The sequence below is a fragment of the Neorhizobium sp. AL 9.2.2 genome, from assembly GCF_013317225.1.
In the GTDB taxonomy this organism is placed as follows: Bacteria; Pseudomonadota; Alphaproteobacteria; order Rhizobiales; family Rhizobiaceae; genus Neorhizobium; species Neorhizobium soli.
Window position 1 is genome coordinate 494,933 of the sequence record NZ_JAALXU010000001.1, and the last position, 17,328, is coordinate 512,260.

General features: G+C 60.0%; 15 protein-coding genes. 14 read left to right on the forward strand and 1 reads right to left on the reverse strand.

Going from position 1 to position 17,328, the window contains the following annotated elements; translation table 11 throughout:
* Positions 1–245 precede the first annotated feature (245 nt).
* From G6K99_RS02425 to visR, 14 genes are all read left to right on the forward strand, one after another.
* A complete protein-coding gene (locus tag G6K99_RS02425; RefSeq protein WP_210261659.1) occupies positions 246–2,630 on the forward strand; it encodes a tetratricopeptide repeat protein in 2,385 nt (794 codons plus the stop codon).
* 440 nt (positions 2,631–3,070) lie between these two features.
* Positions 3,071–4,693 carry a globin-coupled sensor protein gene (locus G6K99_RS02430; RefSeq protein ID WP_174195614.1) on the forward strand — a complete coding sequence of 541 codons (1,623 nt, stop codon included), beginning with the start codon at positions 3,071–3,073 and terminating at the stop codon, positions 4,691–4,693.
* Positions 4,693–4,986, forward strand: coding sequence for an STAS domain-containing protein (locus tag G6K99_RS02435; protein WP_062453840.1), 294 nt, complete (start codon positions 4,693–4,695; stop codon positions 4,984–4,986). The genes G6K99_RS02430 and G6K99_RS02435 overlap by 1 nt, the downstream gene beginning before the upstream one ends.
* Before the next feature lie 2 nt (positions 4,987–4,988).
* Positions 4,989–5,354, forward strand: coding sequence for a chemotaxis response regulator CheY1 (gene cheY1 / locus G6K99_RS02440; protein WP_062453839.1), 366 nt, complete (start codon positions 4,989–4,991; stop codon positions 5,352–5,354).
* Between the two features lie 16 nt (positions 5,355–5,370).
* Complete coding sequence (locus G6K99_RS02445; RefSeq protein ID WP_174195615.1) at positions 5,371–7,590, forward strand: chemotaxis protein CheA; 2,220 nt, start codon at positions 5,371–5,373, stop codon at positions 7,588–7,590.
* Positions 7,591–7,595: 5 nt separating this feature from the next.
* A complete protein-coding gene (locus tag G6K99_RS02450) occupies positions 7,596–8,075 on the forward strand; it encodes a chemotaxis protein CheW (protein WP_062453837.1) in 480 nt (159 codons plus the stop codon).
* Positions 8,072–8,980, forward strand: a complete 909-nt coding sequence (gene cheR / locus G6K99_RS02455; protein WP_062453836.1) for a protein-glutamate O-methyltransferase CheR — start codon at positions 8,072–8,074, stop codon at positions 8,978–8,980. Before G6K99_RS02450 ends, cheR begins: the two co-directional genes overlap by 4 nt.
* Positions 8,977–10,017 (forward strand): protein-glutamate O-methylesterase CheB, encoded by a 1,041-nt coding sequence (cheB, locus tag G6K99_RS02460; protein ID WP_062453835.1) that lies wholly within the window; start codon positions 8,977–8,979, stop codon positions 10,015–10,017. The genes cheR and cheB overlap by 4 nt, the downstream gene beginning before the upstream one ends.
* A complete protein-coding gene (locus G6K99_RS02465) occupies positions 10,017–10,406 on the forward strand; it encodes a response regulator (RefSeq protein ID WP_062453834.1) in 390 nt (129 codons plus the stop codon). Before cheB ends, G6K99_RS02465 begins: the two co-directional genes overlap by 1 nt.
* A complete protein-coding gene (gene cheD, locus G6K99_RS02470) occupies positions 10,403–10,960 on the forward strand; it encodes a chemoreceptor glutamine deamidase CheD (protein WP_062453833.1) in 558 nt (185 codons plus the stop codon). The genes G6K99_RS02465 and cheD overlap by 4 nt, the downstream gene beginning before the upstream one ends.
* A 31-nt stretch (positions 10,961–10,991) precedes the next feature.
* A complete protein-coding gene (locus tag G6K99_RS02475) occupies positions 10,992–11,381 on the forward strand; it encodes a hypothetical protein (protein ID WP_062453832.1) in 390 nt (129 codons plus the stop codon).
* A gap of 151 nt (positions 11,382–11,532) precedes the next feature.
* The gene (fliF, locus tag G6K99_RS02480; protein ID WP_062579079.1) at positions 11,533–13,215 is read left to right on the forward strand and encodes a flagellar basal-body MS-ring/collar protein FliF; all 1,683 of its coding nucleotides are present in this window, start codon (positions 11,533–11,535) and stop codon (positions 13,213–13,215) included.
* Positions 13,216–13,585: 370 nt separating this feature from the next.
* Entirely contained in the window at positions 13,586–14,302 is a 717-nt protein-coding gene (gene visN, locus G6K99_RS02485) for a transcriptional regulator VisN (RefSeq protein WP_082471832.1), read from the forward strand.
* 17 nt (positions 14,303–14,319) lie between these two features.
* Complete coding sequence (gene visR, locus G6K99_RS02490; RefSeq protein WP_062453829.1) at positions 14,320–15,066, forward strand: transcriptional regulator VisR; 747 nt, start codon at positions 14,320–14,322, stop codon at positions 15,064–15,066.
* Between the two features lie 5 nt (positions 15,067–15,071).
* Here visR and G6K99_RS02495 read toward each other — a convergent pair whose 3' ends face one another.
* On the reverse strand, positions 15,072–17,270 hold the full coding sequence (locus G6K99_RS02495; RefSeq protein WP_174195616.1) for a DUF1217 domain-containing protein: 2,199 nt from the start codon (positions 17,268–17,270) through the stop codon (positions 15,072–15,074).
* Between the last annotated feature and the right edge of the window lie 58 nt (positions 17,271–17,328).

The following is a 17,328-nucleotide window of genomic DNA, read 5'->3' on the forward strand; positions in this document are numbered from 1 at the left end:
TCGCATATAATGGCGCATCTATTGGACAGTCATCGTCCGATCGCTTCCGTCTCGATTTCCGCTTCCACAAAAGTCTACGCAACGAAGCGAATCGCGAGTCTTGCTTACAATTTGCTAAACAAATCTAAATTGTTCGTTAACCATATCAGCTCATTCTTACACATCATGGCGTTCATGCCATTGATACGCCTCGTTGCGGGGCAACAGGTCGGGGTTAGGATCGGGATCGGAAGTCCATGAAGGTTATGATGATCTCATTGACGGTGGTAGGTATAGCCGCTGTTGGATTCTGGAGCCTCGATAGACAATCCTCCAATGTCGACATGACGCAGCTGACCGGCGCCATCAGTCCCGAAGCGCCCGCATGGGCAGACGGTATGCAGCCGCGTCCCAAGACCGAGCGGCTTACGGCTCAACTGCTCTCCTCAGACGAACCTTCCGCGCAGTCTCCGGGTGCAGCGGCGCTTGTGATCACGCAAACGCTGCCGAACGGATCCGCCGCCGAACCGACCGATACGCCTTCCCCGGCGCGTTCGGGCATGCCCTTGATCGCACAGTCCCCGGCCGCATCGTCACCACCACCCTTGCAGCGACCCGAAAACTTGACGGCGCAGCGCGGCAACACGCCGCCTCCGGTGGTCGTGGATGAAAGCGCCTTGCGATATTTTGCCGCCCGTGGCGACACGGCACGGCTTCAGGCCGAGATCTCGCGCCTGCGCGCGCTCTATCCGACCTGGTCGCCGCCCGCTGATCCGCTGGCTGTGCGCGCAAGCAGTGATCCACAGCTCGAAAACATGTGGCAACTCTATGCGCAGTCGCGCTTTGCCGACGTGCGTAAGGCAATCGCTGACCGTCAGACTGCCGAGAGCGGCTGGCAGGCACCGGACGATCTCCTCGACCGGCTAAAGCTTGCCGAGGCACGTGTCAGCCTGACCGGCGCCTCCGACAGCAAGGATTACGACGTCGTCATCCGCATGGCGGCCGAAAACCCGAGCCTTCTCACCTGCAGCGAAATCGACGTCTTGTGGCGGGTGGCGGAAGCCTTTGCCGAGACCGAGCGACAGGGTCGCGCCCGGGATGCCTATCTCTACGTCCTGGACAATTGCGAGGACACCGCCGCGCGTGTCGCCACGGTGCAGAAGGCGAGTGAACTTCTTCCCTCCACCATGCTGGAAGATCTCCTCGCCAAGGAAAAAACTCCCGCCGGTGGTCAGCCGGAATTCGAGGGTCTGAGAAACGATCTCGCGCGCCGCTTTGTCAACGAAGCCGGCGACGATGCGAAACTGGTCGTCGGCCAGCAGTATGTCACGCGTCTCGAACAACTCGCGGAACGCGAGGGGCTCGCCTCGGACGCGCTGCTGCTGGGCTGGTATGCCTATCGCAGAGACAATCTCGGCGGTGCCGAGCGCTGGTTCCGGCGCGCCTATGGCAAGGAAGAGACGGCCTCCGCTGCTGAGGGGCTGGCGCTCACCCTGGTCCGCCAGAAGTCGCCGCTCGAAGCGGAAAACGTTCTCTATCGTTTCCGGGAAAGTTCCGAAGGCACCAAGGCGGCCTATCTTTCCGCCGTCGCCAATCTTCTTGCACTCGATCCTCCGCCCATGCTGCAGGAAGATGTTCTGGCCCGCATGGCGCCTGTCGTGATCGCCGCCCGCGATGCCGACGCGGCACAACAGTTCGGCTGGTATGCAAGAGCAATGCGGCAGCTTCGCACGGCCGCCGAGTGGTTCGGGGCAGCACTCGCCTGGAAGCCGGATGACGAGCCCTCCGCCTATGGTCTGGCGCTGACCCGCAACGACCTGGGCGACCGGGCCGGTGTCGCTTCTCTCCAGCGTGCCTGGGGCGGTCGTTCAGAGCGCATTGCAAATCTCGGCAGACCATCGCTAGCGGGCGTCGATGATCGGACAGGTTACCGTCGCCAACCGCCGCTGCCGAGCGTCAGGCCCGAGGATCGCACTGCGGAAGCCTATTCGCAGCAGGACGGACAACCCTATCAGCAATCAGCGCAACGCAGCGTTCAGCAACCCAACCCGCAGCGTGCCGCCGCAACCCGGCAGCCTGTTGCCGTGCAGCCGTCGGTCCGCCAGGCAACCAGATCCGCTCAGGCAAGCTCCGGGCCGCCGTCGCGCGGCTGTGCTTTGACGGAACTCCGCCAGACCAATCCGGACCAGGCGCTATCGCGCGGCTGGTGCCTGATGGATCTGAACAGGCCGCTCGAAGCCGTCAAGGCTTTCGAGGTCGCGCAAAACAGTGCTTCCGACGTGGTCCGCTCCGATGCGTCCTATGGTCGAAGCCTTGCCTATCTGCGGGCAGGCCTGACGGATCAGGCGTCTGTTGCCGCGGCCGCCGCCAAGCAGACCAACTCCCGCGCCGTGGAGCTTCAGAGCGCCATTCTTGCCAATCGCGCCCAAAGCTCCTTCAACCTCGGTCGCTATCGGGAGGCGCTCATCGCGCTCGATCAGCGCGCCCAGATCACGCCGGAACAGACCGATCTTATGATCCTTCGCGGCTACGCCTACCTCAATGTCGGTCGCAAGCCCGATGCGCGAAGAATTTTTCAGGCCCTTGCATCGACCGGAAGCAAGGACGGCCAACGAGCGCTGGCCGAACTGATCTGGCCGCCGGACAATTGAAACACTGCCACAAGCTGAACTTCCAGATTAGATCCATTTGATTTTACTGAAAGTTTTAAAGCTTTTGGTTGAGCTTTTCTGCGCCTCTGTTTGTTGTCACCTTTGCGGACAGTCCGAGCTATGGCCGGTTTCTGACTTTGCTTGAAAGAGCATTTCACACCGCCCGTGTTAACCTTCGGGCAAGGAATTAACCATACATATTAGATAGACGGCGAATGGGATGTCCCGAGGGCTCCCAACAGGCATGAAGCCGCCAAGCCGTACCGGTCTGAATCCGGTATTTCTCATCGACAGATTACGAAATGCTTCGCGGTATAAGCGTCGCCACCGCAGACAGGTCATGGCCTGTCCCGGCACGCTCCCGCCCGTTTCGGATTTGCCTCGCTGGGCGGCAATACACCAACTCGTCGGGTTGGTCTGACTTTCATGCGGGGACGGTTTTGGTGCAGGACACGCCGACAGAACAGGGGCGACGGAGCCAGGCGGGCAGCCTGAGCGAACGCTTGGCCTTTGCTGGCCTCGACGGGGACCTGCGCGACTTGCTGCGCCGGTGCCGGCCGCAGCTCGAACCTCATCTCAAAGCCGGATTGCGCGACTATTTTCATCGGCTGCAGTCCGTTCCCGAGGCTGCCGGTATCTTCGAAAGCGAACAGCAGATCGAACGCCTGCATGACCTCCAGGCGTCTCACTGGAGCGTGCTCAGCGACGCGCGCTTCGATGCACTGTATGCCGAACGGGTCAAACTCCTCTCCGATACCGAAAGCCGCATGGGTCTTGATCCGCGCTGGCACCTCGCCGGTCATTCGGTGATGCTCGAGCATCTGATCACCGGTGCGGTCGCCGGCATGTCATCCCGCTCCATTCTTCCGGCAAGTCGCAAGCGCGAACAGGAACTCAACGATCTCGTCAGCGCAATCGTGCGTCTCGTCATGGTCGACGCGGAGATCGCGGTGTCGTTGCGCTTTAACGAATTGCGCCTCAAGCACCAGCGTGCCCTGACCGAGCAGCGCCAGGCCGATCAGGCGCAGGCCGTTGAGACGTTCCTCTCCGTGGTTTCAGCGCTGGCCGATCGCGATCTGACCGCCAAGGTTCCGGACGACATGCCGGACGCCTATCGCGAACTCGGCGACATCCTCAACAGCGCCATCGGCGACCTCCGCACGACATTCGAGACCGTCGGAGAGACCGGAATCCAGGCGGACATGCTGACCGACGCTCTTTCCGAGAGCGCACGCACGTTCGCCAGAACTTCCGAGAATCAGTCCGCCCGCTTGCAAAAGTCCGGCGAAACGCTTTCGTCGATCGCTGCCGGTGTCCGCCAGAGTGCCGCCGGCACGGCTGCCGCCGAAAAGGCAACGGCCGCCACACGCCGGTCAGCGGAAGACAGCGGCAAGGTCGTAGGTCAGGCGATCAGCGCGATGGCGGATATCGAAGCGTCAGCCGAAAAGATCGGCCAGATCATCGGCACGATCGACGAGATCGCATTCCAGACCAATCTCCTCGCCCTCAATGCCGGCATCGAAGCCGCCCGCGCCGGCGACAGTGGCCGCGGCTTTGCGGTCGTCGCGCAGGAGGTGAGGGCGCTCGCCCAGCGTTCCGCCGAAGCCGCCCGCGAGATCAAGACGCTCGTCAACGGCACCAAGACGCAGGTCGATGCGGGTGTCGAAATGGTTCACCGCACGCAGGGCGCCATCGATGGCATCGTCCAGCAGGTGTCGGCCATCAACGACACGATTGCGGGCATAGCTCGCGATACCGGGGTCCAGGCGGAAGGCCTCGACGTCGTCACGGCACATGTCAGTGATCTCAGCCAGGAAGTCGCATCCAATGCCGTTCTTGCGCGTCGCTCGGGCGAAGGCGCGGACGAATTGCAGACGGTGATCCTGGAGCTTGGACGCACGGTTCGCGAATTCCGGATTGCGCGACAGGGCCGTTACGATGACGACCGCTCAAGACCGGCTGCACGCCGGCCGGAAATTGCCACCGACATCTCCCCGCGGGCCGCGGCGGAACGCATCGGTTCCTCAGAGACATTTTACTCCAAACGACAAGGAATAAGCTGATGGCGGCCAAGAAAGCCGGTCCGGGAAGTTTGAAACTGTCTTCCGTGCTGGACCTCAACGAGGCGTCCGCGCTGCACGCCAAACTGCTGTCCATGCGCGGTAGCGACATCGTCATCGATGCGTCCGGTGTCGAGCGTCTCGGCGTCCAGTGCGTCCAGGTCCTCGTCGCCGGCGCAAACGCCTGGGATGACGACAAGAAGTCCTTTGCCGTCCAAAAGCCTTCCGATGCCTTCGTCAAGACGATGCAGCTCATCGGCCTCGATACACAGAATTTGGTTGCTAAGGAGATTTAGCGATGAAGAAAAAAGTCCTGACCGTGGACGATTCACGGACGATCCGGAACATGCTTCTGGTCACTCTCAACAACGCCGGTTTCGAAACCATCCAGGCTGAAGACGGCATCGAAGGTCTCGAAGTCCTCGAAGGCTGCAACCCCGATGTGATCGTCACCGACATCAACATGCCGCGCCTCGACGGCTTCGGTTTCATCGAAGGCGTTCGCCGCAACGACAAGTACCGCGCCATCCCGATCCTGGTCCTGACCACGGAAAGCGACGCGGAGAAGAAGAACCGCGCCCGCCAGGCCGGTGCCACGGGTTGGATCGTCAAGCCGTTCGATCCCGCCAAACTGATCGATGCCATCGAGCGTGTAACCGCCTGAGCCAGGAAATCCTCCCATGGATATGAACGAAATCAAAGAGATCTTCTTTCAGGAATGCGAAGAACAGCTCGCTGAACTGGAATCTGGTCTGCTGAAGCTGAACGACGGGGACCGCGACCCCGAAACGGTCAACGCCGTCTTCCGCGCCGTTCATTCCATCAAGGGTGGAGCAGGCGCCTTCGGCCTCGATGACCTCGTGGGCTTTGCCCACGTCTTCGAGACGACGCTCGACTGCGTCCGGTCCAACAAGCTCGAGCCGAACCAGGACGTTCTGAAGGTGATGCTGAAATCGGCCGACGTGCTCGCCGATCTCGTCACTGCGTCCCGTGACGGCGGTGGTGTGGACGAGGCGCGATCACGCGGCCTCGTCAAGGAACTGGAAGCCCTTGCCCACGGCGAAATGCCTTCGGCCCATGCCGAAATCGCAAAGCCTGCAAAGGCCGAGGCACCGAAGCCGAGCGATGATAGCGGTTTCCAGCCGATCCCTTTCACCTTCGATGGTTTCGACGACGACGTCCCGGCAGCAAAAGGGTCGGTCTACGAGATCGGCTTCAAGCCGCGCCACGATCTCTATGCCAAGGGCAACGAAGCAGCCCTCCTGCTGCGCGACCTGTCCAAGCTCGGCGAGATGAGCGTCGGCTGCGACATGGAGCAGCTGCCGACCCTCGACAAGCTGGATCCGGAAGCCTCCTATTTCAGCTGGAAAATCTCCCTGACGACCGAAAAGACCGAAGCCGATATTCGCTCGGTGTTCGAATTCGCCGAGTGGGACTGTGATCTCGACGTCAAGCTGGCCGCAGCAAAGCCAAGCGACGAAGAACTGCCGATGGTTCCGGTACCATTCGATCTCTCGTCGCTCGACGATGAGCTCGGCTCCGACACGAAGGCTGCCGACGAGGCAGCCGCCGTCGTGGCGACTGAAGCTGCCGCCAACGTCAGCAAGATGGCTGCCGCCGCGGCACGCGTCGAAAAGAAGGAAGCCGCAGCACCCGCGCCGGCTCCGGCCCAGGCCGCTGCCACAGCGGCCGCCGGCCAGACGATCCGCGTCGATCTCGATCGCGTCGATCGCCTGATCAACCTGGTCGGCGAGCTTGTCATCAACCAGGCGATGCTCTCGCAGAGCGTCATCGAAAACGATGCCAGCGGCACCTCCGCCGTCAATATGGGTCTCGAAGAGCTGCAGCAGCTGACGCGCGAGATCCAGGACTCGGTCATGGCGATCCGCGCGCAGCCGGTCAAGCCGGTCTTCCAGCGCATGTCGCGTATCGTCCGCGAAGTCGCAGACATGGTCGGCAAGCAGATCCGTCTGGTCACCGAAGGCGAGAACACCGAAGTCGACAAGACGGTTATCGACAAGATCGCCGAGCCGTTGACCCACATGATCCGAAACGCTGTCGACCACGGCATCGAAAGCCCTGAAAAGCGCGAAGCCGCCGGCAAGGATCCGGAAGGCACGATCAAGCTTTCGGCCAAGCATCGTTCGGGCCGCATCCTGATCGAACTGATCGACGACGGTGGCGGCATCAACCGTGAGCGCGTCAAGCAGAAGGCAATCGACAACGACCTGATTTCGCCGGATGCCAATCTGTCGGACGAGGAAATCGACAACCTCATCTTCGCGCCGGGCTTCTCGACGGCAGACACGATCTCCGACATTTCCGGCCGCGGCGTCGGCATGGATGTGGTCAAGCGTTCGATCCAGGCACTTGGCGGCCGTATCTCGATCTCCTCGCGCCCGGGTCTGGGCTCGACCTTCACCATGAGCCTTCCGCTCACGCTCGCCGTCCTTGACGGGATGGTGGTAACGGTTGCCGGCCAGACGCTTGTCGTGCCGTTGACGGCGATCGTGGAGACATTGCAGCCGGAAGCGTCTGCCATCCACTCGTTTGGCGCAACGCAGCGGCTCATCTCGATCCGCAACTCGTTCTGCCCGCTGGTCGATGTCGGCCGCATCCTCAACTTCCGCGCCACACAGGCAAATCCGGTCGAGGGCGTGGCACTGCTGGTCGAATCCGAAGGCGGCGGTCAGCGCGCGCTGATGGTCGATGCCATCCAGGGTCAGCGTCAGGTCGTCATCAAGTCGCTGGAAGCCAACTACACCCATGTTCCGGGCATTGCCGCCGCCACCATTCTCGGTGATGGCCGCGTCGCTCTCATCCTGGATGTGGACGCGGTGGTTGCGGCATCCCGCGGTCAGTCGCTCAGTCCGGAGATGTCGCTCGCTGCGACAGGTTGAACACAATGTCCTACGCTGTGAAAAATCTGACGCAGGCAAGCCGGGAGCTGATCGCTTTCCGGATCGGCGATCAGGAATTCAGCGTCAACATCATGTCTGTCCGCGAAATCCGCGGATGGACGCCGGCAATGCAGCTGCCGCACGCTCCCGCCGATGTGCGCGGCGTGATCAATCTGCGCGGCGCCGTGCTGCCGATCGTCGATCTGTCGGCGCGGCTTGGAATGAAGGATGCCGAACCGACGGCGCGTCACGTCATCATCGTTGCGCAGGTCGGGAAACGGATTGTCGGCCTGCTGGTCGAGGCCGTTTCCGATATCCTTACGATTACAGAAGAGAATATCCAGCCTGTGCCGGAGATTTCCTCCGACCTGGCGAAACAATACGCGAAGGGCATTCTGGCGTTCGATAAGCGGATGATCTGCATGATCGAGCTGGATCATCTCTTCCCCGAGACGTACCTCGAAAAGGAAAGCGAAGCCGCATGATGCCCCTGGGCGCCATAGAAGCCAGACAGTCGCCGGACGAAGTCCTCGCCAGCGGGGAATACCCGTTGACGCGCCGCGACCTGTCGGAGATTGCGGCGATGATCTACGCCGATGCCGGGATCTACCTCAACGATTCCAAGGCGTCGCTCGTCTATTCCCGCTTGTCCAAGCATATCCGCAACCTCGGACTGCGGGGCTTTCGGGAATACTGTACCCTGGTCGCCTCCGTTGAGGGCGCTCCGGCACGCCGGGAGATGCTGTCGCATCTGACGACGAACTTCACCCGTTTCTTTCGAGAGAACCACCACTTCGAGCACCTTCGGGACGAGGTCCTGCCCGGGCTGATCCAGCGTGCCCGCAATGGCGGACGTGTGCGCATATGGTCGGCGGCCTGTTCCGACGGGCAGGAGCCCTATTCGATCGCGCTGACGGTGCTGGGCCTTCTTCCCAACGCTGCCGACTATGATTTCCGCATCCTGGCAACCGATATCGACCCTAAGATCCTGGCTGCCGCGCGGGCAGGAGCCTATGACGAAGGTGCCCTCGAAACCGTCTCCCCGGCCATGCGCAAGCAGTGGTTCCGCGAGGTCGACGTCGGTGGCCGCCGCAAGTTCCAGGTCGATGATCGCGTCAAGAAGCTCATCACCTTCAACGAACTGAATCTGATGGCGCAATGGCCCTTCAAGGGCGGTTTCGACATCATCTTCTGCCGCAACGTCGTGATCTATTTCGACGAACCGACCCAGGTGAAAATCTGGTCGCGCTTCTCCCAGCTTCTGCCGGAAGGCGGCCATCTCTATATCGGCCATTCGGAGCGGGTATCGGGCGAAGCGAAGAACACGTTCGATAATATCGGCATCACGACCTACAAATATATGGGTAAGAATGCCGGGAGGAAGGCATGATCGCACCGGCCAGAGTTCTCGTCGTCGACGATAGCCCGACCATGCGAGGCCTGATCACGGCCGTCCTCAATTCCGATCCCGATGTCAGCGTCGTCGGGCAGGCCAGCGATGCGATGGAAGCGCGTAGCGCCATCAAGCAGCTCAATCCTGATGTCGTGACGCTGGACATCGAGATGCCGAACATGAACGGCCTCGACTTCCTCGAAAAGATCATGCGTCTGCGTCCGATGCCGGTCATCATGGTCTCGACCATGACCCAGCGCGGCGCCGACGCAACGCTTGCCGCGCTCGAAATCGGTGCGTTCGACTGCGTCGGAAAGCCGGTGCCGGGAGACGTTCGCCCGTTCATGGATCTCGCTGAAAAGGTAAAGGCTGCGGCACGCTCTGCACGCCGACAGGTCAGTGCTCCGGTCTCAATGGTCCCGACGCCGGCATCAGATTACCGCAACGGTCGCAAGGTTGTGGCGATCGGATCTTCTACCGGTGGCGTTGAAGCGTTGATCGCAGTGCTGCAAAAGTTTCCGCTGAACTGCCCACCGACTGTAATCACTCAACATATGCCGTCCACGTTTACGAAAAGTTTTGCTGAACGGCTTAATCGTATCTGCGCTCCTGTAGTGCAGGAAGCGACCGATGGTGCGCGTCTCGAGATCGGCAAGATCTATCTCGCGCCTGGTGGCGACCGGCACCTTCAGGTGGTCAATCCGTCGGCGCCATGCTGCCGGCTGGTCGAACGCGATCCGGTGAACGGCCACAGGCCCTCCGTCGATGTCCTGTTTGATTCGGTCGCGGAGTTGGCGGGTCGCAATGCGGTCGGGGCTATCCTGACGGGCATGGGTCGCGACGGGGCTTCGGGACTGTTGAGGATGCGCAGCGCAGGCGCTCGCACGATCGGCCAGAACGAAAAGACATGTGTGGTCTACGGCATGCCGAGGGTCGCCTACGAAATTGGTGCAGTCGAGCAGCAGCTGCCGCTCGGCTCCATCGGAGACGAAATACTGAAACTAACTGCCGCCCGAAAAGAAGGTACCGAATAATGTCCCTCGCTGAAAAAATCAAAGTTCTGATCGTCGACGATCAGGTCACCAGCCGACTGCTGCTCAGCGACGCTCTGACACAGCTCGGTTTCAAGCAGATCACTGCCGCCGGCGATGGTGTGCAGGGCATGAAGATCATGGCCGAGCAGCCGCATCACCTGGTGATCTCGGACTTCAACATGCCGAACATGGACGGTCTGGGCCTGCTGCAGGCAGTGCGCACCAACCCGAATACCAAGAAGGCAGCGTTTATCATTCTGACGGCGCAGGGCGATCGCGCTCTGGTTCAGAAGGCTGCTCAGCTCGGCGCCAACAACGTGCTCGCCAAGCCATTCACAATCGAAAAGATGAAAGCTGCTATCGAGGCGGTGTTCGGAGCCCTTAAATGAACGACCCGGCAGGTGCCAAACGCGTCCATATTATCCAGGGCGAATTCAAGGTCGAAAGCGATCCCAATGTGGTTTTGTCGACGATTCTTGGCTCGTGCGTGGCTGCCTGCCTTCGTGATCCTGTCGCCGGTGTCGGCGGCATGAACCACTTCCTGCTTCCGGGCTCGGGCGGGGCAGCGTCGTCGGGGGGCGACGCGACCCGCTACGGCGTGCACCTGATGGAGTTGTTGATCAACGGTCTCCTGAAAAAGGGTGCCCGTCGTGACCGGCTCGAGGCAAAGATCTTCGGCGGCGCAAAGACGATTGCCAGTTTCTCCAATGTCGGCGAACAGAATGCGGCCTTCGCCGTGGAGTTCCTGCGTGACGAAGGCATTCCGGTGGTGGGGTCCTCGACCGGAGGCGATCACGGCCGCAAGCTGGAATTCTGGCCGGTCAGCGGCCGTGCCCGGCAATATCCTCTCACAGGCGCCGAAACGCAAAAGACGGTTGCGCTGGAGCAGCGTCCTGTCCGTACGCCACCAAAGCCCGTCGAAAGCTCGATCGAATTCTTTTAATTCTTACGCCTGGGTAAAGACGAGGAAATTCATGACTGAAATCACCGCCCCGATACGCGATTCCCTTGAGGAATCTCTGCCCGAGGTACTGATGCGCCTCGTCTCGGAGCTGCACGATGTCGCCTATCTGATCGAGCGTATCGAACCGCAGGTGTTGGAACTGGGCGGCCCGGGCCTGCTTCATTCGCCCGACAGCGTAAAAGTGCTGCAGGGCATCGATCTCGCGGTGCAGAAAACGCGGGGTCTCGCAGAGTTCATCGATACCGTCACCGCGAGCATTCCGAGCGACTGGATGGTGGATCTGTCGACGGCTCTCAGCCTCGTCAAACTTGCCGACATGCAGAAGGCGCTGGCCAACGGGATGCGCCACGGCCACTCCCAGCCGCTCAACAAGGCCGCTGGAGACTTCGATTTCTTCTGACGTCAGAGACTGTCTCTGACCCTGCTGCCAGGCCGCGTTGCAATCATCATGCGGCAACCAGACACGACGTTTCGAAACGCTCGCGCAAGCTTCGCTCCCTAGGGTGATGCTGGGCATAGGCTCGAGATGTTATCTGGCGGCGTGGGACAGAATGAATCTGTTATCTCAATTTCCAACAATATTCAAAAATCTGGCCAGTCTTGGCCAGACACGATTGATCGCGCTGGGCGCCGTCGGCGTCGTTTCGATAGCGATCGTTCTGGCCGCTGCCCTTTATGTGAACAAGCCCTCCTATGAGGGACTGTATGTCGGTCTGGAAACAGCCGATCTCAATCAGATCAGCATCGCCCTTGCGGAAGCCAACATGCCCTTTGAGGTTGGCTCTGATGGCGCAAGCATCCAGGTGCCTGTCGGTATGACCGGCAAGGCGCGTCTGATGCTTGCCGAACGCGGCCTGCCCAACAGCGCCAATGCTGGCTACGAGCTGTTTGACAATGTCGGTTCGCTCGGTCTGACCTCCTTCATGCAGGAAGTCACGCGGGTGAGGGCGCTCGAAGGCGAAATCGGCCGTTCGATCCAGCAGATCTCCGGCGTGTCGGCCGCACGCGTCCACATCGTCATGCCTGATGCCGGCAACTTCCGTCGCGGCGAGCAGAAGCCGACGGCGTCCGTGATGATCCGTGCGAACGCATCCGCCGGTCGCAAAGCCGCTGCGTCTATCCGCCATCTCGTCGCCTCGGCCGTCCCGGGCCTCGAAGTCGACGACGTCACGATCCTCGATTCAACCGGCCAGCTTCTCGCCTCGGGTGACGATGGCAGCAACAGCCAGATCAGCCGTTCGCTCGGTGTGGTCCAGTCGGTCCAGCAGGAAATCGAAAACAACATCGACAAGGCGTTGGCACCCTTTCTCGGAATGGATAACTTCCGCTCCAGCGTGACTGCCGCCCTCAACACCGACAGCCAGCAGATCCAGGAAACCGTTTTCGACCCGAACTCCCGCGTTGAACGGTCGGTGCGCTCCACCAAGGAAGCTTCCAAGTCGCAGCAGGCCCAGAACGACAGCGCGACCACGGTCGAGCAGAACGTTCCCCAGGCCGCTCCTCAGGCCGGCGGCGACGGCGCTCCTAAATCCTCCGACCAGTCGGACAAGAAGGAAGAGCAGACCAACTACGAAATCAATCAGAAGACCACGGCGACAGTTCGCAACGGCTATCAGATTGAAAAGATTTCGATCGCCGTCGTCGTCAACAAGGGCCGTATTGCCAAGATGGTGGGCGAGCCCGCGGATCAGGCAAAGGTCGACGCCTATCTTGCCGAGATGCAGAAGATCGTGTCTTCGGCTGCCGGCATCAGCAGCGACCGCGGCGATGTCGTCACACTCACGGCCATGGATTTCGTCGAAACCCAGCTTCTCGACGAGGCCGCTTCGTCTGGTCCGGGTATGATGGAAGTGCTCAACCGTAATATCGGCGGCATCATCAACTCGCTTGCGTTCGTTCTTGTCGCCTTCCTCGTGGTCTGGCTTGGCCTTCGTCCTCTGGTGCGCACCGTCGGTGGCAACACCAGCGTCCCGGCCGGAGAGCTTACCGCCGATGCGGCCGGCCTCGAACTTCCCGACTTCTCACCGGGTGGCGCAAGCCCGGCGCTCATGGATGGCTTCGGCGCCGACTTCGGTTTCGACAGCTCGGACGATCTTATGGGCGGTGCCGACGACGGCGGCTTCAACCGCCGGGTCAAGGAAGGTCCGGAAAAACGTCTCTCCCGCATGGTCGAGATCTCCGAAGAGCGGGCCGCGAAAATCCTGCGCAAGTGGGCGATCGACAAAGCAGCCTAAACTGCCTTCACAAACATATGATCACAACAGGCCGGGCTCGTCCCGGCCTTGTCGCGTGGGCATTGCCATACAGTTGGCGCATTTTAGCCTCATTGATGAAGCCTTTATGGATGGAAGTGGGCAAAATCGGCGCTCGCGGCATAGCATTTCCAAAAGCGATTCCTACAATGGCCCTGATTCGTACGGCAACGTCTAGGCTTTGCACATGTGAAGTCTGATTCGGAATGGACCGGTCACGCCAGGGTATCGGCACCCGGAACTGCCTTAATTCTGGAAGCGGATGCCATGCGTCGTTTGAACATACCGGTGTCGCCCTTCGGGGAGAGGAGCCGGTGGGGAGCAGATAACGGTGGAGTTGCCTGAAGCAGAGATGACGATCGACCAGCGCGCGTATCACGATGGACCTGGGTCGAAAATTATCTCCCGTGAACAACTGGTAAGACGGCTTTCGATCTTGTCGAGATCGAACAACGTTCAGGCTATCATGCGGCTGCTCGCAGACTACGTTGGCGCTTCGCATTTTCTTCTCGCCCGCTACGACCTCGTCCAGGAACACGGTCTCGATTTCATCGTAACCTCCAACTGGCCATTCGATCTCGTCCGACGGCTCGGGGCGGATCTGGCGAGTGGTTATGCGCGTTCGACGGAACTCGAAAAGTGTCTGTCGCTGCTGACCCCGAGCTTCGCGCTCCTGCCCGATGACATCACGCCGCCGGACGACATCAGCCGCCAATACTGTTCGCTGACATTCTGCGTCGGCAAAACCCGTTTCTCTCTGATGCTGCTTTTCCTGGAAGGCATCATCCTGTCACAGGAAAGACTTCGCGAAGTCGGACTGTTTGCATCCTATGGCGCAAGCTTTGCCGAGGCGCGCGATGCCAAGGCTGAACGCGACTTCGAACTGACGGAACGCGAGCTGGAATGCCTGTTCTGGATCGCCGAGGGCAAGACCAGCGATGAGATAGCGGTGATCCTCGGGATCTCCCGCAATACGATCAACAACTACATCACCAGCGTGATGCGTAAGACGGCAACCAAAACGCGGTCGGAAGCGATCGCTTATGCCGTACGCAACAATCTGGTTTAGGAAGGCTTGGGGCAACGATGGGCTTTTCCCGCGGTGGAACGTCAGATGGACCGGGCAGCATCCAGTATCTGCGTCTTCAGCGTGCCTCCAGTCGTTCTGACATATTTCCCAAACTCGTCGCAATGCAGAGGAACCTCAAGGCGCGGCACTTTGCTGTGTTTCGCGTTACCGGCGCCGGGCTTCCCAACAAGCGCAAGCTGGTCTGCGAGCTGGACAACTGGGGCGCCGGAAGCGGGGAGCATCAGGGCGTACTCGTGAGCTCCTACGGCGATATGTTTCTCGATCATATCGAAATGTCGATCCTGCCGATCGTGTGGACCGGCACGGAAAAAGGGGCCTATAGCGAGGCCGGCGATTTTTCCTCGCTCGTGCGCAAGATCGACGACCGGATCATGCCATCGTCAGGAATTGCATTCCCGGTGCGGTTGGGTGCTCTCGGGAATGGCTACGTCACGTTTTTGTCGGGCTCGCTGGAGCTGGGCAGCAATCTGATCATCGACCAGCACGTTAGAAGTTGTCAGGTCATGATGGACCTTCTAGCACTCGATGAGCGTCGAAGCGTGCCGGCCGAATCCTTGAGCGAACGGGAAGTGGCGTGTCTTCAACTGGCCGGCGACGGTCGTATCAGCGAAGAGATCGCCGAGAAGCTTGGCCTCTCCGTTCACACTGTCAACGCCTATCTCGGCTCCGCGACGATCAAGCTCAATTCCGTGAACCGCATCCAGGCGATCGCCAAGGCGATCCGCCTCGGCTACATCCACTGAAGTCTCTATTTCGATGAAAGCTGGGCGACGGCAAGCAGCGTATCGGAGCTGATGCGTGTCGTGCCGGTGGTTGTGAGCAGCGTCAGCGCCGGCGATGTCGTCGAACTGTTCTCGGAATCGTAGAGCGCCGTGTATTGCTTGATCAACTTGGTCACGTAGTCCGGATCCTGAAGCTTCGAGATGTCGACGTATTTCTCGATCATGCTCGCCTGCTGATCCGTATCCATGTTGGATATGTAGTCGGACATGCTGAACGTCGTCTTGAAGAACTCGAAAAGCGCCGTGTCACCAAGGATCGTATAAGCGCTCGTAACGTCCGCCGCCTTGCGCTCGAAATACAGCGCCAGCCGCACGCCCTCGTTGGATTCCCCCTCCTGCTCTTCAAGCGTCTGTTGCTTGTAGTTATTGACGGTCGCCAGCACGTCGCCGCGCTGCTGGATCGTGCCCACGGGCTGCGCAGAAAGGTTGCCTTCGCTATCGAAGTTGAACGATGCGACGATCTCAGCAAACACGCCGTTGGCAAGACTGTTCACATAGCTTTTGGGATTGTCGAGATCGGACGAGAACATGTTCTTCAGCTCGTCCTTGGTGACCGATTTGGGATCGATCCCCTTCGATTCGAGCACGAAGGACACCAGGCGGTCGTCGGCAATTAGCTCGGCGGCCGTGGTGATCGTCTGCATCTGGGTATTGTAGTAGTCGATTTCCTTGTCGGCAGCTTCCTCAGCCTTCTCGCGAGCGCTGCCCTTGAGAAGTTTGAGCTGTTCCGTCTTGTAGTCTGTCGCGAAATTGCTGATGACGCTGGCTGACTGGACGAGGAGAGGCGTGTCGATATCGCCTTCCGCGTCGAAGTTGAACGCCTTGACCAGATTGACGTACCGGTCGTCTTTCAGCTGGTTGACATAGCTCTTCGGGTCGTTCGGATCACTTGCCAGAATATCCTTGAGCCGGCTCTTGCTGACATCGGCCGGATCGATCCCATAGGCGCGCAGCGCGACGTCCCAGATCTCCGTCACATCGTCATTGGTATCGTCGTCGTCGTCTTTATTCGAACTTAGAAAGTCATCGACGCTTTTCACCTCGGAGATGCGCGTCTGATAGTTGGTGACCGCATTGGTGACCGCATCTTCCTGGTTGGCCTTGAAGGCTGTCTGGTAGGAGGTGCTGGTAGACGCCAGCTGGGTCTGGTTCTGAGCGGTCTCGCCAGTGGCGATCGAACCGTCGCTCTGGAAATTGAACATCGCCTTGACGCCCGTATAGCCGAGCGTCGCTGCAGCCGAATCGCTGGTCAGCAGCGACCGGATCGTGGAGGTGAACTGCACTTTGACGCTGAAGGCCGTGGTCAAATACTCGACCATCCGCGGGTCGTTGACCAACTCGTCGACACTGGTCATCGAGGAAATATTGGTTTCCCAATAGGTCTGGTTGGCGGCCGCGAGCGTATCGGATGGGAACGTCGATTTGTTGTAGACGTAATCGAGCCTCAGCGATTCGATCTGGCCGCTCGTCTGGGCGCTGTCGCCGTCTGTGACCGTGCCGTCAGCCTGGAAGTTGAACGCTTCGGCAAGCGCCACGAACTTGTCGCTGCCGGTCTGGTTGGCAAAGCTGTTCGGGTCTTCGAGATCGCTGGTCAACACCTGCTTCAGATAGCTGGTGGACGTGTACTTGGCATCGAGCCCGAATGAGTCGAGCACATATGTCTTCAGCCGGCTGTTCGACAGGAGGTCGTCGACATCGGTAATATTAGCGATGGCCTTGCTGTAATAGTCGACCTCGGACTGGATATCCTTTTCTTCCTGATCGAAGGAATCCTGATACGCCTTGACGAGATTATCTTCCTGAACCGAAGTCTGCGCCTCGGCGGTCTTTGTGCCGAAGTTGAAAGCCGCCGCCATGGTCGCATAGCGCTTGTCGGTCAGCGAATTGGCAAAGCTTGCGGTATCGCTGAGATCGCTCTCCAGGACCTTCTTCATGAAGGCCTTTCCGTAGGTCATTTCCTCAAGGCCATAGGCCTTCATCGCATAGGAATACAGTCGATAGTCATCGACGAATTCGTCGGCTGTCGTCACCTTGTCGATATTGGCTTCGTAATATTCGGTATCGCGAGCGACCGTGCCCTGGTTGGCGACGCGGTCAAGCGACGACTTCATGTCGCGGTTGACGATCAGATAGCTCGTATAGGTCGACAGCGTCGTCGAAGTCATGGTCTTCACCCTTAAAGATCGGGCTTCATTCCCGGGCATCGCCGCTTGATTCGGCAGT